Source organism: Mesorhizobium sp. M8A.F.Ca.ET.202.01.1.1 (assembly GCF_004791595.1).
In the GTDB taxonomy this organism is placed as follows: Bacteria; Pseudomonadota; Alphaproteobacteria; order Rhizobiales; family Rhizobiaceae; genus Mesorhizobium.
The window spans coordinates 785,351-812,270 of sequence record NZ_SRUN01000001.1 but is presented as its reverse complement, the minus strand read 5'-3'; the positions used below and the strand labels follow the sequence as shown (position 1 = coordinate 812,270).

Sequence of the window (26,920 nt, the reverse complement as noted above, 5' to 3'; positions counted from 1 at the left end):
GGCGGCAAGCCAGTGCGGAGGGGTTGATGAGCGATATCGAACGCGAGAGCATGGAATTCGACGTGGTCATCGTCGGCGCCGGCCCTGCCGGCCTTGCCGCGGCCATCCGCCTCAAGCAGGTCAATCCCGAGCTTTCCGTCGTCGTGCTGGAAAAGGGCGGCGAAGTCGGCGCCCATATCCTGTCGGGCGCCGTCGTCGATCCGATCGGCGTCGACCGGCTGCTGCCCGGCTGGCGCGAGGAGGATGGTCATCCCTTCAAGACGCCGGTCACGGCGGACCATTTCCTGGTGCTCGGCCCCGCCGGCTCGTTCCGCCTGCCCAACATCCTGATGCCGCCGCTGATGAACAACCACGGCAACTACATCGTCTCGCTGGGCAACGTCTGCCGCTGGCTGGCTGGCAAGGCCGAGGCGCTTGGCGTCGAGATCTATCCAGGCTTTGCCGCCGCCGGCCTGCTCTACAATGAAGAAGGCGCCGTCACCGGCGTCGTTACCGGCGACATGGGCGTCGAGAAGGACGGCACGCACGGTCCGGGCTTCGCGCCGGGCATGGCGCTGATGGGCAAGTATGTGCTGATCGGCGAGGGCGCGCGCGGTTCGCTCGCCAAGCAGCTGATCGCCAAATACAACCTCTCCGATGGCCACGAGCCGGGCAAATACGGCATTGGCCTCAAGGAACTCTGGCAGGTCAAGCCGGAGAACCATCGGCCGGGTCTGGTGCAGCATTCCTTCGGCTGGCCGCTCGACATGAAGACCGGCGGCGGTTCGTTCCTCTATCATCTGGAGGACAACCAGGTGGCTGTCGGCTTCGTCCTCCACCTCAATTACAAGAACCCCTATCTGTCGCCCTTCGAGGAATTCCAGCGCTTCAAGACCCATCCGGCGATCGCAGGCACGTTCGAGGGCGCCAAGCGCCTGGGCTACGGCGCGCGCGCCATAACCGAGGGCGGCTGGCAGTCGGTGCCGAAATTGTCGTTCCCGGGCGGCGCGCTGATGGGGTGCGCGGCGGGCTTCGTCAACGTGCCGCGCATCAAGGGCTCCCACAATGCGGTGCTGTCTGGGATGCTGGCGGCCGATCATGTCGCCGAGGCGATCGGCGCCGGCCGTGCCAATGACGAGCTTTCCGCCTACGAGGAAGCCTGGCGGGCGACCGACATCGGCAAGGACCTGAAGAAGGTGCGCAACGTCAAGCCGCTCTGGTCGCGTTTCGGCACCATCATCGGCGTCGGCCTCGGCGGCCTCGACATGTGGCTGAACACGCTGTTCGGCGTCTCGCCCTTCGGCACACTAAAGCATGGCAAGGCCGACTATGCGACGCTCGAGCCTGCCGCCCAGCACAAGAAGATCGCCTATCCGAAGCCGGATGGCGTGCTCACCTTCGACCGTCTCTCCTCGGTGTTTCTGTCCAACACCAATCACGAGGAAAACGAGCCGGTGCATCTCGTCGTCGGGGACATGGCGCTGCAGCAGCGGTCGGAGCACGATGTGTTCGCCGGACCTTCCACGCGCTATTGCCCGGCGGGCGTCTATGAGTGGGTGGACAAGGACGGCAACGCCGCCGCCGATCCGCAGGCCAAGGACGTGCGCTTCGTCATCAACGCGCAGAACTGCGTCCACTGCAAGACCTGCGACATCAAGGACCCGAACCAGAACATCAACTGGGTGCCGCCGCAAGGCGGTGAAGGACCGGTCTACCAGGGCATGTGACCCCTGAGCCGCCGGGCTGTCCAGGGCGCGGCGGCAGAAAAAACGCCGCGGAGTGCTGGCTGCGCGGGGCATGCAGCACAGCAGAACCGTTGAAACGATCACCGGCTTGTGGTTCCCTTCTCCAGGGACAAGGAGAAGGCCGATGCGCCGGACAGTTCTGACATGCCTCATCGTCATCGGAACACTGTGTGCGCCGGAGGCCTGGGCTGGCACCAGGGCAATCGTCCAGACTCGGACCTACGACATCAAGGGAAGCTCGGGTACGGCCTTCATCGAGGCGATGGACAGCAAGGGTCCCAAGCATGGCTTCATGACGCATGCCATCGCCACAACTGCCTATACCGTCGACTGGGATCTCGGCGGGGGGCAGGACAACGGCTTCTGCCGGCTGCGGCGGGTCAACGGCACGCTCAATCTGTTCTACACCTTCCCTCGCGTTGGTTCGCCCATGACGCCGGCGCTGAAAAGGCGGTGGAACAGATTTTTCGCCGGTGTTCGCGCCCATGAGGAAACGCATGGGCGCATCGCCAGGAAGATGATGCGCGCTACGGAACGGTCGATAGCCGGCCTGCGGGTTGCCAACGACCCATCATGCGACAAGACGCGCCGCGAGGCTCGGCTTCGCATCAAGACCGTCTATGCGGAATATGAGGCCAGGCAAAACGCTTTCGACCGGCGCGAGCATAGCGATGGCGGCCATGTCGAACATCTGATCGCTGCCTTGATCGGGAAACCTTGAACGCGCAATCCATTCGCCATCTCGACGCTTCTGCGCTGCGCGGCGCGTGTAAGTCAGCCCTGCGACTTGGCTGACAAGCCGCTCGCCGCGAGCGCCGTGGCGTGCCCATCCTCGGGCTGCTTCTGATCCGATCGAACCGTAAATTCGACCAGCACCGGCAGATGGTCGGAGCCGGTATCCTCCAGCCGCGTCGATGACAGGATCTTCAGCCCGCCCTTGCTGAACACCTGGTCGATCGGCAGGCCCGCATAGCGGCGCAGGAAGTCGGGCAGTGTCCGGTGGATCCAGGTCGGGCCGGCTGAAGGCATCAGTGTCAGCCCGCCGAGCGCCGCGACCCGCCGCACCGCCGCACTCCAGGGCACGGCGTTGCAGTCGCCGGCCAGGATCGCGGTCTCGCCGAGCGCGGCCAGTGGCTGCGCCAGTTCGCCGATCTGCCAGTATTGCTCCTTCGGCCAGGGCCAGCTCAAATGGATCGCGGCGACATCGACATCGCTCCCGCCAAAGTCGATGGTGGCGGTCGCCATCGCGCCGCGCGGCTCGCAACGCGGCGCGGTGTCGGCGGCAAACGGCCGGCGCGACAGCAGCGCCACGCCGAACATGCCGTTCGGGTAGGGGCAGAGGATACGGTAGGGGTAGGCGCTGGCGATGTAGCCAAGCTCGGTCGTCCACATCGCCGACACTTCGTCGAGGGTGATCACATCAGGATTGGTGCGGCCGATCAGTGAGAGCACTTTCTTCGGCGTCGGGTTGTTGAAGCGCAGGTTCATCTGCAGCAGGCTGTAGACGATCTGGTCGGCGGGCTTGGCAACTGCTGGCTGCGGCCACAACCTGGGCAGTGCGTTTGCCGTCGTGGCCAGGCAGGCGATGGCGAAGAGCAGTGCCGCGGCCGCCTGCAGCCGGTAGGAACTCGCAAGCAGCGGCAGCGCCAGAAGCGCCAGCAGCACACTGAAGTGAATGCGGAAATGCGAGAAGGAATCGAAAGCGGGGTGCAGCGCGCCGAAAAACCCGGCCAACAAAGCGGCCGACAATACCGTTATCGCCAGGAATACCAGCCCAGCCGTCATGTTCAAGCGCGCGCCTGTTGTCATTGAGGTCGTGTCTGCCGAATGCCGCCTGCCGATCCGTTCGATTTTGCTTGTCCGCCAAATTACGGCCTGAGCAAGACGACCAATTGCCTCGCCGAGGCTTCGCACGACCGCCTACTGGAACGCTGTCTCCGAAAAGCTCCTGAGCTTGCGCGAATGCAGCCGCTCCATCGGCATCTCGGCCAGCTTCTCCATCGCCCTGATGCCAATGGTCAGGTGCTGCGCCACCTGGCGTTTGTAGAACTCGGTCGCCATCCCAGGCAATTTCAACTCGCCATGCAGCGGCTTGTCGGAAACGCACAGCAGCGTGCCATAGGGCACCCGGAAGCGGAAACCATTGGCGGCGATCGTGGCCGATTCCATATCGAGCGCGATCGCGCGCGACTGTGACAGGCGCTGCACCGGTCCGCGCTGGTCGCGCAGTTCCCAGTTGCGGTTGTCGATGGTGGCGACGGTGCCCGTGCGCATGATGCGCTTCAGGTCATAGCCAGACAGGCCAGTGACCTCGGCGACTGCTTCCTGCAGCGCAACCTGGATCTCGGCCAATGGCGGGATCGGCACCCAGACCGGCAGATCGTCGTCCAGAACGTGATCCTCGCGCACATAGGCATGCGCCAGCACATAATCACCCAGTGCCTGAGTGTTGCGCAGCCCGGCGCAGTGACCAAGCATCACCCAGGCATGTGGCCGAAGCACCGCGATATGGTCGGTGATGGTCTTGGCGTTGGAAGGACCCACGCCGATATTGACCATGGTGATGCCGCCATGGTTCGGCTTCTTCAGATGGTAGGCCGGCATCTGCGGCAGGCGCTGTGGCGCTACGCCTTCGCTGGGCGCACTCTGCCCGGCCCGGGTGATGACGTTACCGGGTTCGACAAATTCTGTGTAGCCGTGGCCCCCCTTTTCCATCAGGTCGCGGGCGCGGGCGACGAACTCGTCGATGTAGAACTGATAGTTGGTGAACAGCACGAAGTTCTGGAAATGCTGCGGGCTGGTTGCGGTGTAGTGCGTCATGCGGTGCAGTGAATAGTCGATGCGCTGCGCCGTGAACGGCGCCAGCGGCCGGGGCTCGCCGAAGGCGACCTCGAACGTGCCGTTGGCGATCTGATCGTCGGTACCGTCGAGATCCGGCACGTCGAACAGGTCGCGGATCGGCCGCTTGATGCGCTCGGCAGCGGCGCCGTCCACATAGGTGCCTTCCAGGAAAGCGAAATGCAGGGGAATCGGCGTGGTCGATTCCGAGACGGTCACCGACACGCCGTGATTGCGCATGATCAGCCGAAGCTGCTCGATGAGGTAGGTCTCGAACAGGTCCGGCTGGGTCACCGTGGTGGCGAAATGGCCGGGCGTCGGCATGTGGCCATAGGCCTGGCGCGAGTCGACCTGGGTGAACGAACTCGTGGTGACGCCGATCTCGGGGTAGAAGGCCCGGTAGCGCTTGCTGCTGTCGCCGCCGGCGGCAAGGGCTGCGAAGGAATCGCGAAGGAACTTGGTGTTGCGGTTGTAAAGCACCTTCAGCGCGGTAACGGCCTTTTCGGCATTGTCGAAGCTTTGCCGGCCAAAAGGCTCGGGCATGACGACTGATTCGATGGCTTGGGGGTAGATTCGCTTTTCCATGACTCAATATAGAGACTTGGGGAGGCGGTTGGGAGGGGGCTCGCCGCCGAAGGCGCTCAAAGCGCCATTTTTCTTCAACCCCGCTGCAGGCTGACCAGCAGCACGAACCCGACGCCGGACTTTCTGAGCGCCGGCGCCTCGATCGTCGAGCCGGCATCGGCGCGCATCATCGGCACCGCCAGGACCGGAGCGGCCAGGAGCACCAGGATAAGCGCCGCCCTCGGCAGGAGCCGGAGGGTCTTGGCGAGGTTGGCGGCGATGCGGTTCATGATGTCTGTGCTTTTCTTTTCGAGGTCTGGTTCTCTGTTTCAGTGGCGAAGGTTGGTCGGGCAGGCGAGGTGGCACATTCTGGCGGCTTCCTCCCAGGAGCGGGGGGACCGGGCCGCTTCGGCGACGAGGATGGCGAAGAACATCCCAAACAGGCTCATCAGCAGGCAGACGATGGTGAAGCGGCGAGCAAGCATTGGGTCCGTGTCTGCTTCAACACGCAGGAGAATGCCCTGACGCCTCTGAACCGGCTCTGAGGCCGGCGTTCATCTGCGGTTCAAATTGATTGACGGGACATTGGCTGGGTCGCCGCCGGCCCGAACGGCCATCGAGGGTCACGGTCAGCGCGTCGATAAAACGAAAACGGGGCCCGCCGGGCCCCGTTTTGAGATCGCAAGGAGATGGACGATCAGAGCTTGTGCCAGGTCTGGCTCTTGCAGATCAGTCCGCCTAGCACGCAACCGCTCATCTTGAGCGAGGTGCCAGCCAATGTCGCCTTGCCGGAATAGGTCTTGTCGTTTGCCGGATCGGTGATGTTGCCGGTATATTTGTTGTCGCCGGCCGCCTTGAGCGATCCGATGGTCTTGCCGGCATATTTACCGGACTTGAGCGTAATGGAAAATGAATCGCCGCCTGAAATGGCCGCGGTGTCGCCTGCCTGCGTTTTCCAGTTGCCCTCGATCGGATCGGCCCATGCCGCGCCGCTCAGCATCAAAGTGGCCGCCAGGGCCAGGCTCACTTTTCGAAACATGTCTTCCTCCGTTTGGATAGCCGGCCGGATGCTCCGCCTCGCCGGTCTGCCGCTTACGCAAACGTAAGCTAGTCCAGCTTCCGTCAAAACAAAAGCGGTGCCGCAACGGAAGACTTTGGCGTTTTGAAAGCGGCTGAATTCGCTCTGTCGGGACGGAAACGGAAACGATCGCCGCGTCGTGTTTGTTTCCCGTGGTTAGCGGAGTGTTGATCGGGGTCCCGAAAATTTTCGTCAAATTTGGCGAAAACCAGCCGAATTGCTGGTTTCGTATCCTTAACGAATTTCCGTGTTTACCTCTTGTTTTAGCTTTGTTTTCCTCAAATTAAGCACGCCATTTAACGACGGATTCAAGCCTGCGCGGCATTCTCGAAAGCATCGAAAGAGCGCGCCCCGGACAAGACAAACGGAGGCAGCTCTCGGGAGCCAGACAGGGGACTAAAATGGCACGTTTTGAAATGCTTGAAGCAGGCTTCGGCGCCATGGGGGCAACTGCCCAGGCCGACATTCTTTTCGAACTGGGCATGATGTATGCGACCGGTCGCGATTGCGAGACCGATGTCGTTGCCGCCCACAAATGGTTCAACATCGCCGCCATCAAGGGTTCGGCCCGCGCCGCGGAACTGCGCTCGGAACTCTCGTCGGCCATGTCGAAGGTCGAGATCGCCAAGGCGCTGCGCGAAGCCCGCGAATGGATGACCATGCACTGAGTTCCGCCAGACGGGGACGCTCCGGCCAAGACCGCTAAAAGACGGTCGGGCCAACAGGGACAAGGCTGCGCAGACAGCCAGGCCACGGGCCAACAACAAAAAGAATGCGGCAGGCCGACAGGCCCAAGCCGCGCGACGGACCATGATCCCGAAAGTGGAATCGGGGCTTCGGCAAGATCATGGCCAACAGGAAGACAGGGAAGGTGGGTTGGGTTCACAGCGCGGGGGCGCCGGGGAAACAGCCTGACAGGCAAAAAGCCACGACCAGCCGGAACAAGGCTGGCGTGGCTTTTTGCGTGGATGAGACCGCGCAGGCCCAATCGAGCGGCGCCAATGCGCCTAGACAGGCCCGGTGAAGGATGAAATTGTCCCGCCTCTCTGGAAGAAGCGCGGCCGGGGCGGCCGCGCGTGAGTGGAGGAGTTCTATTGTCATGAAAAAAATGAGTATTTTGAGCGCGGCCATTTTCGGCCTGATGATGAGCGCGCCTGTCGCATTCGCCGACGACATCACCGTATCGGTGGTTGGCCCGATGACCGGACAGCTCGCGACCATCGGCGATCAGTTCAAGCAGGGCGCACAGGCCGCGGCCGATGCCATCAACGCCGCGGGCGGCGTCAACGGCTCGATGATCAAGCTCGACATCGAGGACGACCAGTGCGACCCCAAGCAGGCCGTTTCGGTCGCCAACCGCATCATCGCCAACGGCGTCAAGTTCATCGACGGTCATGCCTGCTCGGGTTCGAGCATTCCGGCCTCGGCCGTCTATGCCGAAGCCGGTGCGCTGATGATGAGTCCGGCCTCTTCGAACCCGGTGCTGACCGACGCCGCGGCCAAGTCCGGCTGGCCGACGATCATGCGTCTTTATACGCGTGACGACGCACAGGGCGCCTTCATCGGCCCGTGGATCGCCAAGAAGTATGCCGGCAAGAATGTGGTCATCCTGCACGACAAGAGCGCCTACGGTCAGGGCGTGGCTGACGCCGTCAGGGCAACCATGAATACCGGTGGCCTCAAGGAAGTCTACTATGACGCCATCAACCCCGGCGAGAAGGACTATTCGGCGCTTGTCACCAAGCTGAAGGATCTCAAGGCCGATGTCGTCTATTTCGGCGGCTACCATCCTGAGGCTGGCCTGATCCTGCGTCAGTCGGCCGAACAGAACCTGAAGTTCCAGCTGATCATGCCGGACTCGATCGCCTCGCCGGAGTTCTGGCAGGTTGCCGGCCCGGCCGGCGAGGGCACCATGTTCGTGTTCCCGTCGGATCCGCAGGCAAAGCCGGAAGCCAAGGCGGCCGTCGAGAAGATCAAGGCCGGCGGCTTCGTGCCGGAAGGCTTCACGCTGTTCTCCTACGCCGTGGTCCAGGCTTTCGCCGAAGGCATCAAGCGTGCCGGCAGCGACGATCCGGCCAAGGTTGCCGAAGCGTTGAAGAACGGCACGCCGATCAGCACCGTTGTCGGCGACGTCACCTTCGACGAGAAGGGCGACCTCAAAAATGCCAGCTATGACATCAACCAGTGGCATGACGGCAAGTACGCGCCGATCGCGCAGTAATCGCTCCGACGATCGGCTAGTCCAAGGAAATGGCCGGGTTCGTCCCGGCCATTTCTGTCTGCGGTCCGCGATGCGCTCCGGCTATCGGCCGGTGGCGGCGGTCGACGCGTTCTGGTCCTCGATGAACCCCACCAGCACCGCCCCGTCGGTGACCTGTGACCCTTCCCCGGCGATCTCGGCGATCACCCCGTCATGCGGGGCGGCGATGGTGTGCTCCATCTTCATCGCTTCGAGGATCAGCAGAATTTGTCCCTTGATCACGGCGTCGCCTTTCGCCACGCGCACAAGCTTGACGAGACCCGGCATCGGCGCGCGCAGGCTGCCGGAGGCGGCAGCGGCTTCATCGCTCCTGGCCAGGGGATCCGGCACGGTGAAAGTATAGGCGACAGCGCCTTCGAACACGGTGATGTGGCCAGGCCAGCGGGCGAGGCGGGGAACGGCCCGAAGGTCATGCGAATTGGTGCTGTCATACGGCGCATCGAGCGCCACCTGAAAGCGCCCGTCCGGCCGCATTGAAACCTTGGCCAGGATGGCCTCGTCGCCGAACTTCAGCCGCGTGCGCCGCGCAACGCCGTGGAAATGCGCATAGCCGGCAAGCGACGACCAGGGGTCGTCCGACGGCAATGCTCCGGCACCCGAGGCCGCCAGCGCGGCAGCCGAGATGATTTCGCCGGTCGGCGGCGCGACCGCCGTCAGCATCTCCTGGTGTCTGCCGATCAGGCCGGTATCGACGTCGCCCGCCGCAAAATCCGCATCGGCGGCAAGAGCGGCAAGAAAAGCGGCGTTGACGGTGGAGCCGGCAATCTCGATTTGCGCGAGCGCGGTGCGGAGCGCCTCCAGCGCCGCCTGCCTGTCCCCGGAATGGACGACCAGCTTCGCGATCATGGGGTCGTAATAGGGCGAGATGGCATCGCCAGCCCGCACGCCGGTCTCGATGCGCATCGCGGCACCCTCGGGGGCAACGCCCGGAAATTTCAGGTGGTGCAGCGTGCCCGTCGCCGGCAGAAACCCCTTGGCCGCGTCCTCTGCATAGATGCGCGCCTCGAAGGCATGGCCGCAAAGCGCGATCTCACTTTGTGTCTTCGGTAGTTTTTCGCCGCTGGCGACGCGTAACTGCCACTCGACGAGATCGGTGCCGGTGACCATCTCGGTGACCGGATGCTCGACCTGCAGACGGGTGTTCATTTCCATGAACCAGAAGCGGTCGGCCTTGAGGCCTTGCGAGGCGTCGACGATGAACTCGATGGTGCCGGCGCCGGAATAGTTGATCGCCTTGGCGGCCTTCACCGCCGCCTCCGTCATCGCCTTGCGCAAGGCCGGCGTCATGCCGGGGGCGGGGGTCTCCTCGATCACCTTCTGGTGGCGGCGTTGCGCCGAGCAGTCGCGTTCGTAGAGATGCACGGCATTGCCGAAATTGTCGCCGAACACTTGCACTTCGATATGCCGTGGCTTGTCGACGTATTTTTCGACCAGCACGCGGTCGTCGCCGAAGGCGGCCTTGGCTTCGCGCCGGGCGCTGGACAGCGCCTCGGAAAAATCATCGGGATGCTCGACGCGCCGCATGCCCTTGCCGCCGCCGCCGGCACGCGCCTTGATCAGCACGGGATAGCCGATCTCGCGGGCTTTCGAGGCAAGCAGCACGATCTCCTGCGCCTCGCCATGATAGCCCGGCACGACCGGAACGCCGGCTTTCTCCATCAGCCGCTTGGCGGCGTCCTTGAGCCCCATGGCGCGGATCGAAGCGGCCGATGGGCCAATGAAGGTGAGCCCTGCGGCTGTGACCTGATCGACGAAGTCAGGGTTTTCCGAGAGGAAGCCATAGCCCGGATGGATCGCTTCGGCACCCGTTGCAAGCGCTGCCGCGACGATCCTGTCGCCGCGCAGATAGCTCTCGCCGACAGGCGAGGGGCCGATATGGACCGCCTCGTCGGCCATTTCGACATGCAGGGATCTCGCGTCGGCATCCGAATAGACGGCGACGGTGTGCACGCCGAGCTTGCGGGCGGTGCGGATGACGCGGCAAGCGATCTCGCCCCGATTGGCGATCAGGATCTTGCTAAACATGGAGCCTCCAGCGGCGAATTTGCTTCGAGCGACGCAGGCCTTGCTTCGCGCTCGCCTCAGTGGACATATCCCCCACGAGAGGCACGCTGTCCTGCCGACCTATGCTGGCAGACGTTCCCTCGACCTCTCCCTTACCAAGGGAGTGCTCCAGCTGGCGTTCGGCCCTGCCTACTTCGACGCCGAGATGGCGCAGCCGCCGCTCGCGGTCTTGAGCTTCCACCGTGTCAAGCCGGCCTGGCAGTTGCGCAGCGCCATTTCTTCCGCGGCCTTCTGGGACGGCGCGTTGAGCTTCGTCCCGCAGATGATGTAGAGGTCGACAACGCGCGAATAAAAGGTCGTGGCGTAGGCCGAATGACCGCCCGCCGCGATATAGGCTTTGTACGCCACGTTGCATTCGCTCTTCGGATCCGAGCCCATGGTCGGTGGAAAATGCACGTCTCCCTTGCTTCCCGCCAGTGAACCCGCCGTCGCGGCGGCGACTGTCGTTACGACAAGCAGTCCGGTCAGCACCGGGAAACGAACGTGGTCTTTCCTGCCTGCAAGCGATTTGGCCCTGCTCATGCCAGTCGCCGAGAACATTAGTAATCCTGCAAGTATCGACGCTGCCGACTTGCGACAATATTTCCGAACCATTTTCACCCCAGCCCAATTGCCCAACCCAGTGTGAGCAATAGCGAACATTCGGTGCCGCCGCCAGTTCGCCGGTAGAAATTTTCATTTGGCTATGATGATGAATCGATTGGTCCATACAGTTCAACGTTCCCCCAGAGCAGCAATGGCTCTTCGGTATAGTTCTGAAGTCGGCTCATCGAAGCAGCAGAAAGTAACGGTTTCCGGCGATGTGTTCCGTGCAAGGAAGCTGCCGACCGTTCGGACCGCGATCGCAGTCGCTTCAGCCTTTGGATACCGGTAGACACCAGTCGAGATTGCTGGAAAGGCAATTGTCCGGCAGTCATTGGCAAAAGCGATTTCGAGCGAGCGCTGGTAGCAGGAGGCGAGCAGTTCTGCCTCACCCTTGCCGCCACCCTGCCAAACCGGCCCGACCGTATGGATGATATGGCGGGCCGGCAGCCGATAACCCTTGGTCAGCTTTGCATCGCCCGTCTTGCAGCCATTGAGCATGCGACATTCGAATTCGAGTTCCGGCCCGGCGGCGCGGTGAATGGCTCCGTCGACCCCGCCGCCACCGAGCAGCGAGGAGTTGGCGGCGTTGACGATGGCATCGACCGCCAGCTTGGTGATGTCGCCGGTGTGAACGCTGATCCGGTCGCCCGTGGCGCTCATCATCACATCCTGAACACACCGAAGCGTGTCTCCTCGATCTCGGCGTTGAGCGCGGCCGACAGGCTGAGCGCCAGCACCTCGCGTGTCCGGGCCGGATCGATGATACCGTCATCCCAGAGCCTTGCCGAGGAATAGAGCGGGTGGCCTTCATGCTCGTACTTCATCAGGATCGGCTTCTTGAATTTCGCCTCCTCCTCGGCGGTCCATTCCCCGCCCTTGCGCTCGATGCCTTCGCGCTTGACCATGGCTAGCACCGTCGCCGCCTGCTCGCCGCCCATCACCGAGATGCGGGCGTTGGGCCACATCCACAGGAAGCGAGGTGAGTAGGCGCGGCCGCACATGCCGTAATTGCCGGCCCCGAACGAACCGCCGACGATGACGGTCACCTTGGGCACCCTGGCGGTCGCAACCGCCATCACCAGCTTGGCGCCGTCCTTGGCGATGCCGCCCGCCTCGTATTTCCTGCCGACCATGAAGCCGGTGATGTTCTGCAGGAAAACCAGCGGGATCTTGCGCTGGCAGCACAATTCGATGAAGTGCGCGCCCTTCAGCGCGCTCTCGGAAAACAGCACGCCATTGTTGGCGATGATGCCGACCGGCATGCCGTGGAGATGGGCAAAGCCGGTGATCAGCGTCGTGCCGTAGTTCTGCTTGAACTCATCGAATTCTGAACCGTCGACGACGCGCGCGATCACCTCGCGCACGTCATAGGGCTGGCGCAGATCGGTCGGGACGATGCCGTAGAGCTCATCCGCCGGATGAAGCGGCGGAATCGCTTTCTGTAACTTCAGGCTTACAGCCTTGTTCCGATTCAGGTTCTTGATTATGCGCCGGCAAATGGCGAGCGCGTGTTCGTCGTCCAGTGCATAGTGATCGGCGACACCGGAAAGCCGGGTGTGCACATCAGCGCCGCCCAGATCCTCGGCGCTGACATCCTCGCCGGTGGCCGCCTTCACCAGCGGCGGTCCGCCGAGGAAGATGGTCGCCTGGTTGCGCACCATGATCGTCTCGTCCGACATCGCCGGCACATAGGCGCCGCCGGCGGTGCAGGAACCCATGACGCAGGCGATCTGCGGGATGCCGGCCGCCGACATGTTGGCCTGGTTGTAGAAGATGCGGCCGAAATGCTCGCGGTCGGGAAAGACCTCGTCCTGGTTGGGCAGATTGGCGCCGCCGCTGTCGACCAGATAGACGCAAGGCAGGTTGTTTTGCAGCGCGATCTCCTGCGCCCGCAGATGCTTCTTCACCGTCAGCGGATAATAGGTGCCGCCCTTCACGGTGGCGTCGTTGACGACGACCATCACCTCGGTGCCCTCGACACGGCCGATGCCGGCGATCAGGCCGGCCGACGAAATCTCCTCGCCATACATCGACCAGGCGGCGAACTGGCCGATCTCGAGGAAAGGCGAACCGGTGTCCAGCAATTGCGCCAGGCGTTCGCGCGGCAACAGCTTGCCACGGCCGACATGGCGCTCGCGTGCCTCGTCCGAGCCGCCCCGCTCGACGGCCGTGGCCTTTTCGGCGATGTCGGCAACCAGAGCCCGCATGCGCTCGGCATTGGCACGGAAGGTTTCGGAGGAAGGAGAAATCTGGGTTTGCAGCGTGGCCATGCTACGCTCCCTCCGCCATGATTTCGCGGCCGATCAGCCAGCGGCGGATTTCGCTGGTGCCGGCCCCGATCTCGTAGAGCTTGGCGTCGCGCAGCAGCCGGCCGGTCGGATAGTCGTTGATATAGCCGTTGCCGCCAAGCAGCTGGATGGCGTCGAGCGCCATCTGCGTCGCTTTCTCGGCGGCAAACAGCACGCAGCCGGCGGCATCCTTACGGCTGGTCTGGCCGCGGTCGCAGGCGGCGGCGACGGCGTAGACGTAGGCGCGCGCTGCGTTCATCGCCGTATACATGTCGGCAAGCTTGCCTTGCACGAGCTGGAATTCCCCGATCGGCTGGCCGAACTGCTTGCGCTCGTGAACATAGGGGATCGCCACGTCGAGGCACGCCGCCATCAGGCCGATCGGCCCGCCGGCAAGCACGGTGCGCTCATAGTCGAGGCCAGACATCAGCACCTCGACGCCGCGTCCTTCCTCGTGCAGCACATTGTCGAACGGTACCTCGACATCCGAAAAGACCAGTTCGCCGGTGTTGGAGCCTCGCATGCCGAGCTTGTCGAGCTTCTGCGCCACCGAAAACCCCGGCATCGCCTTTTCGACGATGAAGGCGCTGATGCCGCGCGATTGCCGTTCCGGGTCGGTCTTGGCGTAGACGACCAGCGTTTCGGCGTCCGGACCGTTGGTGATCCACATCTTGGTGCCGTTGAGCACATAACGGTCATTGCGCTTGTCTGCGCGCAGCTTGAGCGACACCACGTCGGAGCCGGCGCCGGGCTCCGACATGGCGAGCGCCCCGACATGCTCGCCCGAACACAGCGGCGGCAGGTATTTTTCCTTCTGTGCCGGTGTTGCCCAACGGTTGATCTGGTTGACGCAGAGATTGGAGTGGGCGCCATAGGAGAGGCCGACCGATGCCGAGGCGCGCGAAATCTCCTCGACCGCGATCACGTGGGCGAGATAGCCCATGCCGCTGCCGCCGAAATCGGGATCGGCGGTAATGCCGAGCAGGCCGAGCGCGCCGAGTTCGCGCCACAGATGCGCGGGGAATTCGTTCTCCCGGTCGATGTCGGCTGCGAGCGGAGCGATCCTGTCCTGCGCGAAGCGCCGGACCAGGTCGCGCAACGCCTCGACGTCCTCGTCATGCCCGAAGCTGAGCGTGTTCGTGTACATGCCGTTCCTCCTGCCGCATGACCCCATCGATCTTCGCGCCGACCAGGCGCATTGTCATCGAAAGATATGTTGCCGTGACTTCAGCGATCGACAATCGCTCGCCCGGCCGGAACCAGACAATGACGCCGGTCATCATCTGGATCAGCGCCATGGCCGTCAGGCCGGTGTCCTCGACGCTGAAAATACCCGCCTCGGCGCCATCGCGCAGGATCGAACGCAGTTCCTTTTCGTAGGCCGTGCGCATGCGCAGGATCTGCGTCAGCCTGCCGGGCGACAGGCTGCGCAATTCCATGTTCGACACATGCGTGGCGTGGCGGCGTTCGATATGAAAGGCGATGTGGTTGCGCACATAGGCGGCAAGCTGCCGCGCCGGATCCGCGCCGGCCGGCCTGGAGTGCTCCCAGGCTTCGCGAAGTCCTTGCATATGCTCGCGCATCAGTGTGAACAGCAGCTCTTCCTTGGTCGGGAAATAGCGATAGAGCGCGGCTGCCTGGACGCCGACCTCGGCGGCCAACTGGCGCATCGACATCGCTTGATAGCCGTAGCGCGCTATCAGGCTGACCGCCGCTTCGCGGATTGCCGCCTCGGTTCGCCCGCCGTCTGATCCTGTGGTGCGTGCCATCATCGCCTCGCTGACGGCGGTAGTAATAAAACGAACGTTCAATTAATTCAAGAGAGCGAAATGCTCCTACGCAATGATCCTGAAATCTCCAGGCGTGGTCCAACTCTCCAGCTCTTCCACATCGATCCGCGAGACCGCCGCTCCCAGCGGGCCTTGCCGTAGCCGCTCGATCATGTCCGCAACCGCCGCGTCGGCGCCGGTAAGCCATGCCGTCACCGAGCCGTCTCTCTCGTTGCGCACCCAGCCCAGCAGCCCGAACCTTGTCGCTTCGCCTCGCGCCCAGATCCTGTAGCCGACACCTTGAACCTTGCCGTATATGCGCGCCTGAACCGCCCTCTTCCGGTCTTTCATGGCTCACTCCCTTGCGTAGAGTCTGGCGCGGCACCGAACGAAGGCAACTGGCTTGAGGTACTATCCAATCGAAGACCGGGAGTTTTTGCGGAAATAAGTGACTTGATCCAGTAAATGGTTGACTGGGTCAATTTTCTGGCCATCATCCCTGCGGTCTGGAAATTTCCCGGAGGCTTCTGGCATGAGCGATCGCAATGCCTTGGTCGGCGATATCCGCCGCTTCAACCGGTTCTATACCGGGCTGATAGGGTTGCTCGACGAGACGTTGATGCACAGTGCCTATACGCTGACCGAGGCGCGGGTGCTGTTCGAGCTCGGTCATCACCCCCGCGATTGCCCCACCAATCCTGGCGGCAAGACAGGCTTTCTGGCCCGAGCGCTTCGGCTCGATCTCGAACCGGTGGCCTCCGCAATCGCTCGGGGCCTTCAGGTGGATCCTGCCTATGTCACTAGAATCCTTCGCAAATTCTCTGCCGCCGGCCTGACTGAAATGTGCACCGGTCCCGCGCCGCTACGATCGCGCGTTCTTTCGCTTTCCGCGCGCGGCCAGGCCGCGCTTGCCGCACTTCATGCGGCTACGGATCGTGATCTCGCCCGCCTGACCGCGAGCCTGAATGACAAGGAAGCCGCGGAACTGTCGGATGTGCTGACGCGTGCCAGGCATCTGCTCGGCGTAGCGATGGCTCCTGAGCGCCCGGAAGTGCCCTAGTTTCCCCGCGCCGCCGCCAATGCACCCGGCAATTCCTCGGCGAAGATATCCAATTCGTGGTCGAGACCGACACTGACGCGGATGCAGCGGTCTAGTCCTGGCGCCACCGGCTTGCGGATGAAGACGTCGCGCGACAACAGTCCCTGCAGCACTTTCAGGGCGAAAGCACCGTCATGGCCGCAGTCGATGGTGACGAAATTGGTCGCCGAGGCGAGCGGCTTCAACCCGTTCTGTTCGGCGATATCAGCGATGCGCCGCCGTCCGGCGGCCACCCGGGCCACCACCGTCTCGAGATAGGCCTGGTCGGCGAGCGCCTCGACGCCGGCGATCTGCGCCATGCGGCTGACGCCATAGTGGTTGCGGATCTTCTCGAAGTCGCTGATCACCAGCCTCTCGGCCAACGCATAGCCGCACCGTATGCCGGCAAGTCCGTAGGCCTTCGAAAAGGTTCGCATGCGGATGACGTTTGGCCGCGAAATATCGATCGGCGGCAGGGCCGAGGCCGGTCCCAGCTCGCCATAGGCCTCGTCGAGCACCAGCATGGTGGTTTCCGGCAGGGCTTGTATGAAGCCGATGATCTCGTCGGCCTCCCACCAACTGCCCATCGGATTGTCCGGGTTGGACAGATAGACCAGCGGCGCCTTTTCCCTGACGACCGCCGCGAGCAGACCGTCCAGGCTTTCGCGATCGTTCTCGTATGGGACGCTCACCAGCCGGCCGCCGACACCGGCAATGTGGAAGTTGAAGGTAGGATAGGCGCCGAGCGAGGTGACCACCGCATCGCCAGGCGCCACATACATGCGCGCCACCAGGCTGAGCAGGCCGTCGATGCCTTCGCCGACAACGACGTTCTCGACAGCCACATTGTGATGCGCGGCCGCCGCAACTTTAAGGTCGTAATTGTCCGGGTCGCAATACATCCACTGGTCGCGCGCGACACTCTCCATGCGGGCGATCACGCGCGGCGAGGGGCCAAAGCTGCTCTCATTGGCGCCGATGCGGGCACGGAAAGCGCGCCCGCGTTCACGCTCCTGCGCTTCGGGGCCGACAAACGGCACGGTCGACGGAAGCGCGGCGATGAGTGGTGAGAGGGCAGGGCGCTGAGGCATGTCGAAAGCTCGCTTGGAAGGGGGCCTTCTTGCTAACGTGCCGCTTGGGACGGTGCAAGGTCAGGATCGACCGATCCGGTGGCCTTACTGGATTCTGCCGGCGGTATTTGCCAGCGAGGCAGGATGAACACGCGATTGCCCCCCATCTAGTCCAGGCAATTCAACGCTCGATCTGCACCAAAGCGCAACCCGCGGCCAGTTCTACCAGCCAGGAATTGCCGCAGAATCCCCGCATCGCGCAAAGCCGCGGTCCGGTACGCTCTTATTTTTCCATATTAATGACGCGGGCTTGTTGATTGTGCCGCCGCTTTTCTTTATCCACCGGCACAACGGAGAGGTGGCCGAGTGGTCGAAGGCGCTCCCCTGCTAAGGGAGTAGAGGTCAAAAGCTTCTCGTGGGTTCGAATCCCATCCTCTCCGCCATGACCCCAAGACCTTGGTTGCTCTCGGGGCTTACCCCGGATTTTTCTGCGCCTCTGCTTGATCCAGAAAGAGCGCGATCTCATTGGGCAGGTTACCGGTCTCCAGGAAGGGTGCGTGGCCCTGATCCGGTACGGTGATTGTCCTGGTGCCGGGAGGATGACGCTTTCGCATCTCCTCCAGCGTTTCCTGGGACAATAGCCTTGAATTGGCGCCGCGTATGACGAGCAGCGGAATGGCCGCCAACGCATCGAATTGCTGCCAAAGAGGCGGCAATGGCTGTGACAGGTCGAGATTGGCAACAGTGTCGACCAGCTTCGAATCGAAATCGGGCAGCAGCCCTTGATTCGTCTCGCGATAGAGCGCGCGCACCATTCGCTCCCAGTCGCCCTCAGCAAGCGCTGGAAAGTCCTGGCTATGAACATTGCGCTGGGCATCCACCGCCTCGGTGAAGGTTTTCGGCTTTGGCGTGCGTTCGAGATAGGACTGGATGTGAGCGAGGCCGGCGGCTTCGATCACTGGCCCTATGTCGTTGAGCACGATGGCTTTCAGTACCGCCGGCTGCATCGCGCCAAGGACATGGATCACCAGCCCGCCGCGCGAGGTGCCGATGAAGGCCGCCTGTTCGATACCGAGTGCGGCCAGCCCGGCAAGAACGTCGCCGGCTTCGATGCCGACATTGTAGTGACTGACATCGGGATCGTAGGCCGACTGCCCGCGTCCGCGGTAGTCGAAAGCGACAACCTTGCGCGCAAGGGCGGATCGCGTTGAGAGATAGAGCGCAAGCTCGTGAAAATCCCGCGCGTTGCGCGTCAGGCCAGGCAGACAGACGACCGGCCAATGGGCGGAACTCGCTTCGCCATAGACACGCGCGTGAAGCCTCAGCCCATCTGGCGCGGCATAGAAGAAGTCGGAGAAATCTGGATTGCTCGACATGGAACGGACGCCTTGGCCGCGAGATCGTCCACGACTGCTATAGACGGAGCGCTGGAGGGTCAAACGGGAAAGGCTCCTCCTTCTCCTCGCACGGGGAGAGCAAGAGCCTCAGCTGCGCCCATTCACGAGATCGCCTACAATGTCGTACTTGCCGGAAATACGCATCTTGTAGACCTCGTAATTCTCCATCACGCGCTGCACGTAACTTCTTGTTTCCGTGTAGGGAATCCGCTCGACCCAGTCCACCACCGCATCGATGTCCTTGCCGCGCGGGTCGCCGTATTTCGCCACCCACTGGCTGGCCCGGGCGGGGCCCGCATTGTAGCCCGCGAAGGTCAATACGTACGAGCCGTTGAAGCGATCGAGCTGTTCGCCAAGGAACGCCGAACCAAGCGTTGCATTGTAGCCGGCGTCGCTTGTCAGCCTGGTCTGCGAAAACTGCAATCCGGCCTTCTTCGCCAATTGCTTGGCGGTTCCCGGCATCAGCTGCAGCAGGCCGCGCGCGCCGGCACTGGATACGGCACCGACGTTGAATTCGCTTTCCTGGCGGGCGATCGCATAGGCCAGCGCCTTGCCCGAACCGGAAATATTGGCCGAATCGGGGATGACGCCGAGCGGATGCGACAACGCACCGACATCGATGCCGCGCGCCCCGGCGATCTTGCCAACTTTCAGCGCCATGAAATGGTTGTTCTGCTTTTCCGCAAGGACAGCGAGCAGCGCCAGTTCACCCGGGCTGGTCAACTGCCCGGCAAGGTCGCGATAGAGCGTTTCGGCATAACGGTCGTAGCCTGCCTCCTGCAGGCGCTTGATGGCGGAGACGGCCTCGCGGCCGGCAAAGTTCTGCCGGTCGGCGGCACTTGGCTGGGGATAGACGATGTTGAGCGCCTGCCGGCCGACGCGTTCGGCGGCTAGCTGGCCGTAGAACGTCGTGCCGTAGGTCGCCGCACGTCCAAAATAATCCTTGGCATTGCCGGGGCCGCCGACTTCCGCCGCGCGGCCGAGCCAGTAATAGGCGCGCGACAGGGTCATCGGCCCCTGGGCTAGGTCGGCGATGCGCGCGAAGTGCATCGCCGCGAGCTTGGGATCGTTCAGTCCGCGCAGCGCATACCAGCCGGCATGGAACTCAGCTTCCGCCGCATTGGCCGCGCTTTCGGCGGCATGCGTGGCGACTATCTTGTACGCGGTCTTCATGTCGCCCTGGTCGACCAGTTCGCGCGACAGCACCCGGCGTTCGACCCACCAGGCGTCCGGATCGACCAAGGATTCACGGTCCGCCGGCGCTTTCATGACAACCGCCGCGGCGCCCGCAAAATCCTCCTGCTTGCGCAGATATTCGGCCTGCGCGAAGAAATAGCCGGCCGAACGCTGCGCCACCGGCACCGCCTTGAGCAGTTTGGCTGCATTCTTGTCGCCTCTGTCGGCCGCCACCCAGGCGTCGGCAAGCTGCTGGGCGCCGGCGAGGCCGGCGACACGCAAGGCGGAATTCACCCGGTCGGCATAGAACATGCGCTCCATGCGAAAACGGTGATCGGCGGCGGGAACAAGGGCGCCGAACTCCTTGATCAGAGCCGCCTCGTCCTTGGCGTCCAGGATCGCGGTGCGCCAGAACGGCGACAACGCCGATCGCGCCGCCTTGGCGTTGCCGGACGACACATAGGCGCGCGCGAGAACCATCACGCCTTCGAATGTCTGCGGCTGGCTGCCGTCGAAAGCCTTGATGACGATGTCCGCCGCCGGGTTCTCGCGATAGAGCGCGCGCTCGCTGTTCTTGCGCAATGCAACGGTGCCTGGCCAATTGGGCAGCATCTTCGCGGCCGCCGCGATATCGCCACTCGGAACCTTGTCGCCCCCGTAGAGCGCGATCGCCCAGGCCAATATGTGCTGGTCGAGCGATTGTGCGGGGAGGGCATCGCGCACACCGCGCGCGCCGGGAATATCGCCAGCTGCCAGCGCATCCAGGCCGCTTTTCAAGAGCGCGACGCCGGGGGTGGGGGCCTGTTGCGCCTTGTCCTGTACGCCAGGCATCGGAATGGCCGAAGTGACCCGCACATCGGCGCTGCCACAGATCGCCACGCCGGGCATCAGCGCGGCGATGGCGCCAAGAAGCGCGAACAGGCGGGGCCGACCGGTCGGCATGATCCTTCGTGTCTTTCCTTAGTCCAGCATTTTACCAGCAGGCGAAGAAGCCTCGAAGCCTAGACTTAGGTCGTGAAGGGCTCGTAAACAAAGGGTTATCGAGGCCGTTCGAATAACGCTTGCTGGCACCATGGCAATGCTTGCCGCGCAACAATGTCGAGACTATGGTGCGCGGCTTCGCTTTCGGTTAGAAGGCGCGCACGACAAAACACCGATGCATGTCGCCCAAAACCGGCAACCGCTTTTGGGACGACGACATGCATGAACCTGGAAGTCCCAAGGAGTTGGACGACATGCTGAGAGGCTCGCTTACTGCGCTCGTGACACCGTTCGAAAAGAGCGGGCGTTTCGACGAGAAAGCCTTTCGCGCGTTCGTCGAATGGCAGCTTGGGGAAGGCACCACGGGCCTCGTTCCGGTAGGCACCACCGGCGAGTCGCCGACGCTGTCGCATGACGAGCACCGCCACGTCGTCAAGGTCTGCATCGAGGTGGCCAGGGGCAGGGCGCCTGTCGTCGCCGGCGCCGGTTCCAACAACACCGAGGAAGCTGTTGGGCTTGTACAGTATGCCGAAAAGGCGGGTGCCGATGCGGCCCTGGTCGTCACGCCCTACTACAACAAGCCGACACAGCGCGGTCTCTACGAGCATTTCGCCGCCGTCGCCCGGGCGACCAAGCTGCCGATCATCATCTACAATATCCCGCCGCGCTCGGTGATCGACATGACGCCGGAGACGATGGGCCGGCTGGTGCATGACTTCAAGAACATCGTCGGCGTCAAGGACGCGACCGGCAAGGTCGAGCGGGTGTCCGAGCAGCGCATGACCTGCGGCAAGGATTTCATCCAGCTTTCCGGCGAGGATGCCTCGGCACTCGGCTTCAACGCGCATGGCGGCGTCGGCTGTATTTCGGTGACCTCGAATGTCGCGCCGAGGCTGTGCGCCGAATTCCAGGAAGCAACGTTGTCCGGCGACAGCGCCAAGGCGCTCGAACTGCAGGACCGCCTCTTGCCGCTGCACAAGGCGATCTTCATAGAGCCCGGCGTCTCCGGCGCCAAATACGCGCTGTCGAAGCTGGGCAAGGTCGAGAACGTGCTGCGTTCGCCGCTGGTCACCATCGAGCAGTCGACGGCCGAAAAGATCGATGCGGCCATGAAGCACGCCGGCTTGATTAATTGAGGATGAGGCGCCACCTCTCCACATCATGAATCAAGTCAGAAAAGCCGATCCCAACAACAAGACCGTTGCGGAAAACCGCAAGGCGCGGTTTTCCTATGAGGTGCTCGACACGATCGAGACCGGCTTGGTGCTGACTGGCACCGAGGTCAAATCGTTGCGCCAGGGCCAGGCCAACATCCAGGACAGTTATGCCTCGGTAGAAGGCGGCGAGATCTGGCTGATCAATTCCTATCTGCCTGAATACCTGCAGGCCAACCGCTTCAACCACGAACCGCGCCGGCGCCGCAAGCTGCTGCTCAACAAGCGCGAGATGGCAAAACTGTCGCAGAGCGTCGACCGTGAAGGGATGACGCTGGTGCCGCTAAAAATCTATTTCAACGATCAGGGGCGCGCCAAGCTGCTGCTTGCCGTTGGCCGCGGCAAGAAGCTGCATGACAAGCGCGAGACCGAGAAGCAACGCGACTGGTCGCGCGAAAAGGGCCGGCTGCTCAAGGAACGCGGGTGATCAGGTGACAGCCTGAAAAAAGCCAACAGCCGGGGCTTCAAGGTCTAACAATCGGCAAGCCCAACAGGGGATGGTCTTGAAGAAGCGGATTGTTCTCTGGGGCCTCGCCAGTCTTGCCCTGGCATGTATCGTTGCGGCGGGGGCCTTGGTCTATTTCCACACCTATTCTCCCGACCGCGGCAGATATCCGGTCAGGGGCATCGACGTCTCCCATCATCAGGGCAAGATCGACTGGCGGCGCGTTGCCGCCGATGATGTGGCTTTCGCCGTCATCAAGGCGACTGAGGGCGGCGACCATGTCGACGAAGCCTTCGCCGGCAACCTGCGCGAGGCCCGCGCCGCCGGGCTCGCCGTCGGCGCCTATCATTTCTTCACCTTCTGCCGTCCGGGCGCCGACCAGGCCAGGAATTTTATCTCGGTGGTGCCGCGCGATCAGCCGTTGCTGCCGCCGGTCGTCGACATCGAGTTCGGCGGCAACTGTCCGCAGCGCCCGTCGCCCGAGCAACTGAACGCCGAACTGCAGGCTTTCCTTGGGCCCGTCGAGGCGGCCTTCGGCAAGCCAGCGATCGTCTATCTGACGGATGAAGCCGAAGCTGCCTATGCCTGGCAAATCAGCGCTCGCCCACTCTGGCTGCGCTCTCTGCTCATGGAGCCGGACCGCCGTGACTGGATCTACTGGCAGTACCACAACCGGGGACGCGTGGACGGCATTGAGGGGGACGTCGACCTGAACGTTTTGCAGGGCGGGCCGCAGAAGTTGGCGGCGCTGCTTGCCCCCATACCTTGATGCCACTGAAACCATTTACGATCCAGCTGGTGCCGGAACAGCCAGATTTTCCCTGGTGCTGCGTCGACCCATCGCCGAATAACCCATCCCGGCGGCCATGATGGCGATGGCCACGCATTGGATCGCCAGCGGGGTCTCGCCAAGCACGACCATGCCGACCATCACGGTGGCGATCGGCACACCCGGCAGGAACAGCGATGCAGCCTGCGAGCCCAATTGGTCGACAATGTAAGTGTAAAGGAACATTGCGACAGCGCCGGCGAGAAGACCTTGAATGACGATCTGGCTGGCGATTTCGGCGCCTGCGGCGGCATGGAGGCCGCTTGGCGCAAAGACATAGAGAAGTGGCAGCGGCAGGCAGGACAAAAGCACGACGCTCGCGGTCGCCGTCACCGGCTCGACACGCCACCGCTGCACAAGAACGGCATATGTGGAAAACATCGCGCCCGATCCGACAAACAGCAGATCCCCGAACAAGACATCACCGGCGCCGTTGCGCGCCGGCGCTATGAACAGCAACAAGCCGGCGATGATCGTGGCGACGCCAACGATCCGCCGGCGCGACGCGCTTTCCCTGAACAGCGACAATAGGAACGAGAAGAAGACGATCGAGGCGGGGCAGAGCGCCGCGGCATGGGCGGCGGGCGCATGAGTGAGGCCCCAGTTGATGATCAGCGGATAGGGCAATCCGGCCAGCGCCGCCAACGTCAATCCACGCCGCCAGCCCAGCGCCGTCATGGTCGCCAGGCCACGCCTCCAGACGATCGGCAGGAACACCGCGCCGGCACCGGCAAAGCGCAAGCCGGCCATGTCGGTGGCCGTCAGATGCTCCCTGAGGCTGAAGCGGGCGGCCACGAACTGCGCGGCATAGATGGCGATCATGGCGAGGCCGGCGATCACCGCAAGCCTTGTGTTTCCCGTGTCTCGGACGTCCGCCATGTTCTGCCACCATATTCATGCCGCCAGAAGGAGACAGCCCCGACCTTGCGATGAAGCGCAGCCTATTGTCGAAATGGCCGCGACAAAATACGCTGTTTTTCGAAAATTGACGTGTAGTTCACGCAAATGAGGTGGCTTGAACGTGAATCCTGAATCGGGCGACCTCGACGCCGTCGATCGCAGTCTTTTGCGGCTGCTGCAGGAAGATGGACGCCGCACCACGCTTGATCTGGCAGCGCGCGTCGGCCTGTCGCCGACCGGCACCAGCCAGCGCGTGAAGCGCCTGTTTCGCGACGGGTTCATCACCGCCGTCAGGGCGGTGCTCAATCCGGTAAAGATTGGCCGAGGCATGCTTGTCTTCATCGAGGTGCGGCTCGATCACACGGCCCCGCATATCTTTGATCGTTTCGCCGAGGCGGTCGCAAAGGCGCCCGAGGTTCTGGAATGCCATATGGTCGTCGGTGGCTTCGACTATCTTGTGAAGGCGCGCATTGCCGAGATGGCCGACTATCAGGACTTTCTCAAACGCGTCATCCTGCCGCTGCCGGGCGTGAAGGAAACACATACCTATGCGTCGATCGGCGACGTGAAACCGGATGCCCTGTTGCCGGTGTAGGCAGGCACCGGAGACCGTACGAAGACCGATATTTCAGGTCTCCAGGAATGCCGCGATGTCGCCAAACACCCTGACGAACATGCCTTCGGTCAACACGCCTGTATTGGTGTTGTAGCGCGAGCAATGATAGCTCGAAAACAGCGTAATGCCGCCGGCGGGCAATTGCCCGCCATGTTTGAACGGATAGGCGGCGACGCGCCCGCCCAGTGCCCGCACGGTCGACTGGTGCGCGATCGATCCCAGGGCCAGCACGGCGCGCAAGTTTGGAAAGCGAGCGATCGTCGACACCAAAAATGTCCGACAGGTGGTGATCTCGGCGCCCACCGGCTTGTTCTCCGGCGGCACGCAGCGCACCGCGTTGGTGATGGCCGTGCCGACGAGTTCCAGCCCGTCATCGAGCCGCGCCCTGAACTCGCCGCGTGCAAAACCGTGGGCAATCAGTGTCGAATAGAGCAGGTCACCGGCATAGTCACCGGTGAACGGGCGCCCGGTGCGGTTGGCGCCGCGCAAGCCAGGCGCCAGACCGACGATCAGAAGCCGGACGGTGTCTTCGCCGCCCGGTGGCAGGAAGGTCGGCACTGGCGCATTGAACCAGGACGGCTCGCGCTGCCGCCATTCGGCGATGAAGTCATGCAACCGCGGGCAAAGTGGGCAGTCGCGGCTGGGTTCGGAAGCGGAGAGGACGGTCAAGTCGACCGGCCTCAGTAGTCGTCCTCCTCGACTTCGGCCGGTTCGGGCCGCCTTACGGGCCGCTCGGAGGGATCGCGGCCGACTTCGTTCTTCAGCGTCGCCAGGTCGATGAAATGGTCGGCCTGGCGGCGCAGGTCATCCGAGATCATCGGCGGCTGCGAGGCCATGGTCGAGACGATCGACACCTTGCGGCCACGCCGTTGCAGCGCCTCGACCAGCGTGCGGAAATCGCCATCTCCGGAGAATATGACATAGTGGTCGACGACGTCGGCGAGTTCCAGCGCATCGACAGTGAGCTCGATGTCCATGTTGCCCTTGATCTTGCGGCGGCCGGTCGAGTCGGTGAATTCCTTGGCCGGCTTGGTCACCACCTTGAAGCCGTTATAGTCGAGCCAGTCGATCAGCGGCCGGATCGAGGAATACTCCTGGTCCTCCACCAGCGCGGTATAATAATAGGCGCGCAACAGGTAACCACGCTTGTGGAAGCTCGCCAAAAGCTTGCGATAGTCGATGTCGAACCCGAGTGCGCGCGAGGTGGCGTAGAGATTGGCGCCGTCGATGAACAGGGCGATTTTTTCACGAGGGTCGAACATGGAAATAATCCTTTTCGAAATAAGCGCCGTCTAAACGAAATGCGGTATCGACTATTGGTCAGGCTCATAAAAACCGGCCGACCTTGGACCAACCGAGATAACGCCAGTTTGGTGGCAATCCAAGGGCGTCTGGCGCACTGCAAGCAATTGTGATCGTAGAGCCGAACCGTGGACGCGGCCGGTTTTGCCAAATCCGGAGTTTGATGGAGGGATTGAGTGCCCTGTGGGCCTGCATCGCCATGATGCTTGTATTTTGGCGCCGTTCGGGTTATGGACCGCGCCTGTTTTCCGTCACATCCAGGCATGAAAGGGGCAATCCATGGCCCGCGTAACCGTTGAAGATTGCATCGACAAGGTCGACAACCGCTTCGAGCTGGTGCTTCTGGCCGGCCACCGCGCCCGTCAGATCAGCCAGGGCGCGCAGATCACCGTCCCGCGCGACAACGACAAGAACCCGGTCATTGCGCTGCGCGAGATTGCCGACGAGACGCTGTCGCCCGACGATCTCAAGGAAGATCTGATCCATTCGCTGCAGAAGCATGTCGAGGTCGACGAGCCCGAAGCCGATGGCGAAGTGATCGCCGACCAGACTGGCGGTGCCGTTGCCGCCGCCGACACCGACGACGCCGAGGACAACATCACCTTCGATCGCATGACCGAGGAAGACCTGCTGGCCGGCATCGAAGGTCTGGTCCCGCCGGAAAAGAGCGACGACTACTAAGACAGCTCTCCGGAAGCGCCTGGAACAATCTTCCGGCCCTTCCGTCCCGGCAGTTTCGTGG

At 62.9% G+C, this 26,920-nt stretch carries 28 protein-coding genes and 1 tRNA gene; 11 read left to right on the top strand and 18 right to left on the bottom strand.

The window, feature by feature from the left end:
• Nucleotides 1-26 precede the first annotated feature (26 nt).
• A complete protein-coding gene (locus EN845_RS04335) occupies nt 27-1,706 on the top strand; it encodes an electron transfer flavoprotein-ubiquinone oxidoreductase (protein ID WP_127871360.1) in 1,680 nt (559 codons plus the stop codon).
• Nucleotides 1,707-1,848: 142 nt separating this feature from the next.
• Nucleotides 1,849-2,445, top strand: a complete 597-nt coding sequence (locus tag EN845_RS04330; RefSeq protein ID WP_127278150.1) for a DUF922 domain-containing protein — start codon at nt 1,849-1,851, stop codon at nt 2,443-2,445.
• Between the two features lie 53 nt (nt 2,446-2,498).
• On the opposite strand, the gene EN845_RS04325 is transcribed toward EN845_RS04330, so the two are convergent.
• From EN845_RS04325 to EN845_RS04310, 5 genes are all read right to left on the bottom strand, one after another.
• A complete protein-coding gene (locus EN845_RS04325) occupies nt 2,499-3,509 on the bottom strand; it encodes an endonuclease/exonuclease/phosphatase family protein (protein ID WP_245511634.1) in 1,011 nt (336 codons plus the stop codon).
• A gap of 135 nt (nt 3,510-3,644) precedes the next feature.
• Nucleotides 3,645-5,105 carry an AMP nucleosidase gene (locus EN845_RS04320; protein ID WP_245511630.1) on the bottom strand — a complete coding sequence of 487 codons (1,461 nt, stop codon included), beginning with the start codon at nt 5,103-5,105 and terminating at the stop codon, nt 3,645-3,647.
• Nucleotides 5,106-5,221: 116 nt separating this feature from the next.
• Entirely contained in the window at nt 5,222-5,416 is a 195-nt protein-coding gene (locus EN845_RS04315; RefSeq protein ID WP_127871363.1) for a hypothetical protein, read from the bottom strand.
• A 39-nt stretch (nt 5,417-5,455) separates the two neighbouring features.
• Nucleotides 5,456-5,611, bottom strand: a complete 156-nt coding sequence (locus tag EN845_RS35310) for a hypothetical protein (RefSeq protein WP_167531191.1) — start codon at nt 5,609-5,611, stop codon at nt 5,456-5,458.
• A 212-nt stretch (nt 5,612-5,823) separates the two neighbouring features.
• The gene (locus tag EN845_RS04310; RefSeq protein WP_127871364.1) at nt 5,824-6,165 is read right to left on the bottom strand and encodes a DUF2147 domain-containing protein; all 342 of its coding nucleotides are present in this window, start codon (nt 6,163-6,165) and stop codon (nt 5,824-5,826) included.
• A gap of 440 nt (nt 6,166-6,605) precedes the next feature.
• Here EN845_RS04310 and EN845_RS04305 point away from each other — a divergent pair, with 440 nt between their 5' ends.
• A complete protein-coding gene (locus tag EN845_RS04305; protein WP_127871365.1) occupies nt 6,606-6,872 on the top strand; it encodes a sel1 repeat family protein in 267 nt (88 codons plus the stop codon).
• A 431-nt stretch (nt 6,873-7,303) separates the two neighbouring features.
• Nucleotides 7,304-8,425, top strand: coding sequence for a branched-chain amino acid ABC transporter substrate-binding protein (locus EN845_RS04300; protein ID WP_127281159.1), 1,122 nt, complete (start codon nt 7,304-7,306; stop codon nt 8,423-8,425).
• Nucleotides 8,426-8,506: 81 nt separating this feature from the next.
• On the opposite strand, the gene EN845_RS04295 is transcribed toward EN845_RS04300, so the two are convergent.
• The 7 genes from EN845_RS04295 to EN845_RS04265 form a co-directional block, all read right to left on the bottom strand.
• The gene (locus EN845_RS04295) at nt 8,507-10,489 is read right to left on the bottom strand and encodes an acetyl/propionyl/methylcrotonyl-CoA carboxylase subunit alpha (RefSeq protein ID WP_127871366.1); all 1,983 of its coding nucleotides are present in this window, start codon (nt 10,487-10,489) and stop codon (nt 8,507-8,509) included.
• Nucleotides 10,490-10,657: 168 nt separating this feature from the next.
• Nucleotides 10,658-11,122 (bottom strand): hypothetical protein, encoded by a 465-nt coding sequence (locus EN845_RS04290; protein ID WP_127871367.1) that lies wholly within the window; start codon nt 11,120-11,122, stop codon nt 10,658-10,660.
• Between the two features lie 120 nt (nt 11,123-11,242).
• Nucleotides 11,243-11,773 (bottom strand): O-acetyl-ADP-ribose deacetylase, encoded by a 531-nt coding sequence (locus EN845_RS04285; RefSeq protein WP_127871368.1) that lies wholly within the window; start codon nt 11,771-11,773, stop codon nt 11,243-11,245.
• Nucleotides 11,774-11,775: 2 nt separating this feature from the next.
• Nucleotides 11,776-13,383, bottom strand: a complete 1,608-nt coding sequence (locus EN845_RS04280; RefSeq protein ID WP_127871369.1) for a carboxyl transferase domain-containing protein — start codon at nt 13,381-13,383, stop codon at nt 11,776-11,778.
• Nucleotide 13,384: 1 nt separating this feature from the next.
• Nucleotides 13,385-14,548: an isovaleryl-CoA dehydrogenase gene (locus EN845_RS04275; protein ID WP_127871370.1), complete on the bottom strand. Its 1,164-nt coding sequence runs from the start codon at nt 14,546-14,548 to the stop codon at nt 13,385-13,387.
• The gene (locus EN845_RS04270) at nt 14,517-15,170 is read right to left on the bottom strand and encodes a TetR/AcrR family transcriptional regulator (RefSeq protein WP_127871371.1); all 654 of its coding nucleotides are present in this window, start codon (nt 15,168-15,170) and stop codon (nt 14,517-14,519) included. Before EN845_RS04270 ends, EN845_RS04275 begins: the two co-directional genes overlap by 32 nt.
• A gap of 66 nt (nt 15,171-15,236) precedes the next feature.
• A complete protein-coding gene (locus EN845_RS04265; RefSeq protein ID WP_127278538.1) occupies nt 15,237-15,521 on the bottom strand; it encodes an acylphosphatase in 285 nt (94 codons plus the stop codon).
• Nucleotides 15,522-15,702: 181 nt separating this feature from the next.
• Here EN845_RS04265 and EN845_RS04260 point away from each other — a divergent pair, with 181 nt between their 5' ends.
• On the top strand, nt 15,703-16,230 hold the full coding sequence (locus EN845_RS04260; protein WP_127871372.1) for a MarR family winged helix-turn-helix transcriptional regulator: 528 nt from the start codon (nt 15,703-15,705) through the stop codon (nt 16,228-16,230).
• Here the strand turns inward: EN845_RS04260 and EN845_RS04255 are convergent.
• On the bottom strand, nt 16,227-17,339 hold the full coding sequence (locus tag EN845_RS04255; protein ID WP_127871373.1) for a pyridoxal phosphate-dependent aminotransferase: 1,113 nt from the start codon (nt 17,337-17,339) through the stop codon (nt 16,227-16,229). The two genes, EN845_RS04260 and EN845_RS04255, sit on opposite strands and share 4 nt — an antisense overlap.
• Nucleotides 17,340-17,670: 331 nt before the next feature.
• Between EN845_RS04255 and EN845_RS04250 the strand changes: the two genes are divergently transcribed.
• A tRNA-Ser gene (locus EN845_RS04250) sits at nt 17,671-17,761 on the top strand.
• A gap of 30 nt (nt 17,762-17,791) precedes the next feature.
• Here EN845_RS04250 and EN845_RS04245 read toward each other — a convergent pair.
• Nucleotides 17,792-18,694: an alpha/beta hydrolase gene (locus EN845_RS04245; RefSeq protein ID WP_127871374.1), complete on the bottom strand. Its 903-nt coding sequence runs from the start codon at nt 18,692-18,694 to the stop codon at nt 17,792-17,794.
• Nucleotides 18,695-18,802: 108 nt separating this feature from the next.
• Nucleotides 18,803-20,833, bottom strand: a complete 2,031-nt coding sequence (locus EN845_RS04240; protein WP_127871375.1) for a lytic transglycosylase domain-containing protein — start codon at nt 20,831-20,833, stop codon at nt 18,803-18,805.
• Nucleotides 20,834-21,126: 293 nt separating this feature from the next.
• Here EN845_RS04240 and dapA point away from each other — a divergent pair, with 293 nt between their 5' ends.
• From dapA to EN845_RS04225, 3 genes are all read left to right on the top strand, one after another.
• Nucleotides 21,127-22,008: a 4-hydroxy-tetrahydrodipicolinate synthase gene (gene dapA, locus EN845_RS04235; RefSeq protein WP_127871507.1), complete on the top strand. Its 882-nt coding sequence runs from the start codon at nt 21,127-21,129 to the stop codon at nt 22,006-22,008.
• A gap of 25 nt (nt 22,009-22,033) precedes the next feature.
• A complete protein-coding gene (gene smpB, locus EN845_RS04230) occupies nt 22,034-22,513 on the top strand; it encodes an SsrA-binding protein SmpB (protein WP_027144197.1) in 480 nt (159 codons plus the stop codon).
• A gap of 76 nt (nt 22,514-22,589) precedes the next feature.
• Entirely contained in the window at nt 22,590-23,300 is a 711-nt protein-coding gene (locus EN845_RS04225) for a GH25 family lysozyme (protein ID WP_127871376.1), read from the top strand.
• Between the two features lie 15 nt (nt 23,301-23,315).
• Here EN845_RS04225 and EN845_RS04220 read toward each other — a convergent pair whose 3' ends face one another.
• Entirely contained in the window at nt 23,316-24,239 is a 924-nt protein-coding gene (locus EN845_RS04220; protein ID WP_127871377.1) for a DMT family transporter, read from the bottom strand.
• A gap of 142 nt (nt 24,240-24,381) precedes the next feature.
• Here EN845_RS04220 and EN845_RS04215 point away from each other — a divergent pair, with 142 nt between their 5' ends.
• On the top strand, nt 24,382-24,855 hold the full coding sequence (locus EN845_RS04215) for an Lrp/AsnC ligand binding domain-containing protein (RefSeq protein ID WP_127871508.1): 474 nt from the start codon (nt 24,382-24,384) through the stop codon (nt 24,853-24,855).
• 33 nt (nt 24,856-24,888) lie between these two features.
• Here EN845_RS04215 and EN845_RS04210 read toward each other — a convergent pair whose 3' ends face one another.
• Both EN845_RS04210 and EN845_RS04205 read right to left on the bottom strand, forming a co-directional pair.
• On the bottom strand, nt 24,889-25,545 hold the full coding sequence (locus EN845_RS04210) for a uracil-DNA glycosylase (RefSeq protein ID WP_127871378.1): 657 nt from the start codon (nt 25,543-25,545) through the stop codon (nt 24,889-24,891).
• An 11-nt stretch (nt 25,546-25,556) separates the two neighbouring features.
• Complete coding sequence (locus EN845_RS04205; RefSeq protein ID WP_127276201.1) at nt 25,557-26,138, bottom strand: NYN domain-containing protein; 582 nt, start codon at nt 26,136-26,138, stop codon at nt 25,557-25,559.
• A 319-nt stretch (nt 26,139-26,457) separates the two neighbouring features.
• Here EN845_RS04205 and rpoZ point away from each other — a divergent pair, with 319 nt between their 5' ends.
• The gene (gene rpoZ, locus EN845_RS04200) at nt 26,458-26,859 is read left to right on the top strand and encodes a DNA-directed RNA polymerase subunit omega (protein ID WP_127871379.1); all 402 of its coding nucleotides are present in this window, start codon (nt 26,458-26,460) and stop codon (nt 26,857-26,859) included.
• The last annotated feature ends 61 nt before the right edge of the window (nt 26,860-26,920 follow it).

Bases quoted from the DNA above. Each gene is read 5' to 3' on its own strand.
- EN845_RS04335 (WP_127871360.1), top strand. From the start codon at position 27: ATGAGCGATATCGAACGCGAGAGCATGGAATTCGACGTGGTCATCGTC.
- EN845_RS04330 (WP_127278150.1), top strand. From the start codon at position 1,849: ATGCGCCGGACAGTTCTGACATGCCTCATCGTCATCGGAACACTGTGT.
- EN845_RS04325 (WP_245511634.1), bottom strand. From the start codon at position 3,509: ATGACGGCTGGGCTGGTATTCCTGGCGATAACGGTATTGTCGGCCGCT.
- EN845_RS04320 (WP_245511630.1), bottom strand. From the start codon at position 5,105: ATGCCCGAGCCTTTTGGCCGGCAAAGCTTCGACAATGCCGAAAAGGCC.
- EN845_RS04315 (WP_127871363.1), bottom strand. From the start codon at position 5,416: ATGAACCGCATCGCCGCCAACCTCGCCAAGACCCTCCGGCTCCTGCCG.
- EN845_RS35310 (WP_167531191.1), bottom strand. From the start codon at position 5,611: ATGCTTGCTCGCCGCTTCACCATCGTCTGCCTGCTGATGAGCCTGTTT.
- EN845_RS04310 (WP_127871364.1), bottom strand. From the start codon at position 6,165: ATGTTTCGAAAAGTGAGCCTGGCCCTGGCGGCCACTTTGATGCTGAGC.
- EN845_RS04305 (WP_127871365.1), top strand. From the start codon at position 6,606: ATGGCACGTTTTGAAATGCTTGAAGCAGGCTTCGGCGCCATGGGGGCA.
- EN845_RS04300 (WP_127281159.1), top strand. From the start codon at position 7,304: ATGAAAAAAATGAGTATTTTGAGCGCGGCCATTTTCGGCCTGATGATG.
- EN845_RS04295 (WP_127871366.1), bottom strand. From the start codon at position 10,489: ATGTTTAGCAAGATCCTGATCGCCAATCGGGGCGAGATCGCTTGCCGC.
- EN845_RS04290 (WP_127871367.1), bottom strand. From the start codon at position 11,122: ATGGTTCGGAAATATTGTCGCAAGTCGGCAGCGTCGATACTTGCAGGA.
- EN845_RS04285 (WP_127871368.1), bottom strand. From the start codon at position 11,773: ATGAGCGCCACGGGCGACCGGATCAGCGTTCACACCGGCGACATCACC.
- EN845_RS04280 (WP_127871369.1), bottom strand. From the start codon at position 13,383: ATGGCCACGCTGCAAACCCAGATTTCTCCTTCCTCCGAAACCTTCCGT.
- EN845_RS04275 (WP_127871370.1), bottom strand. From the start codon at position 14,548: ATGTACACGAACACGCTCAGCTTCGGGCATGACGAGGACGTCGAGGCG.
- EN845_RS04270 (WP_127871371.1), bottom strand. From the start codon at position 15,170: ATGGCACGCACCACAGGATCAGACGGCGGGCGAACCGAGGCGGCAATC.
- EN845_RS04265 (WP_127278538.1), bottom strand. From the start codon at position 15,521: ATGAAAGACCGGAAGAGGGCGGTTCAGGCGCGCATATACGGCAAGGTT.
- EN845_RS04260 (WP_127871372.1), top strand. From the start codon at position 15,703: ATGAGCGATCGCAATGCCTTGGTCGGCGATATCCGCCGCTTCAACCGG.
- EN845_RS04255 (WP_127871373.1), bottom strand. From the start codon at position 17,339: ATGCCTCAGCGCCCTGCCCTCTCACCACTCATCGCCGCGCTTCCGTCG.
- EN845_RS04245 (WP_127871374.1), bottom strand. From the start codon at position 18,694: ATGTCGAGCAATCCAGATTTCTCCGACTTCTTCTATGCCGCGCCAGAT.
- EN845_RS04240 (WP_127871375.1), bottom strand. From the start codon at position 20,833: ATGCCGACCGGTCGGCCCCGCCTGTTCGCGCTTCTTGGCGCCATCGCC.
- dapA (WP_127871507.1), top strand. From the start codon at position 21,127: ATGCTGAGAGGCTCGCTTACTGCGCTCGTGACACCGTTCGAAAAGAGC.
- smpB (WP_027144197.1), top strand. From the start codon at position 22,034: ATGAATCAAGTCAGAAAAGCCGATCCCAACAACAAGACCGTTGCGGAA.
- EN845_RS04220 (WP_127871377.1), bottom strand. From the start codon at position 24,239: ATGGCGGACGTCCGAGACACGGGAAACACAAGGCTTGCGGTGATCGCC.
- EN845_RS04205 (WP_127276201.1), bottom strand. From the start codon at position 26,138: ATGTTCGACCCTCGTGAAAAAATCGCCCTGTTCATCGACGGCGCCAAT.
- rpoZ (WP_127871379.1), top strand. From the start codon at position 26,458: ATGGCCCGCGTAACCGTTGAAGATTGCATCGACAAGGTCGACAACCGC.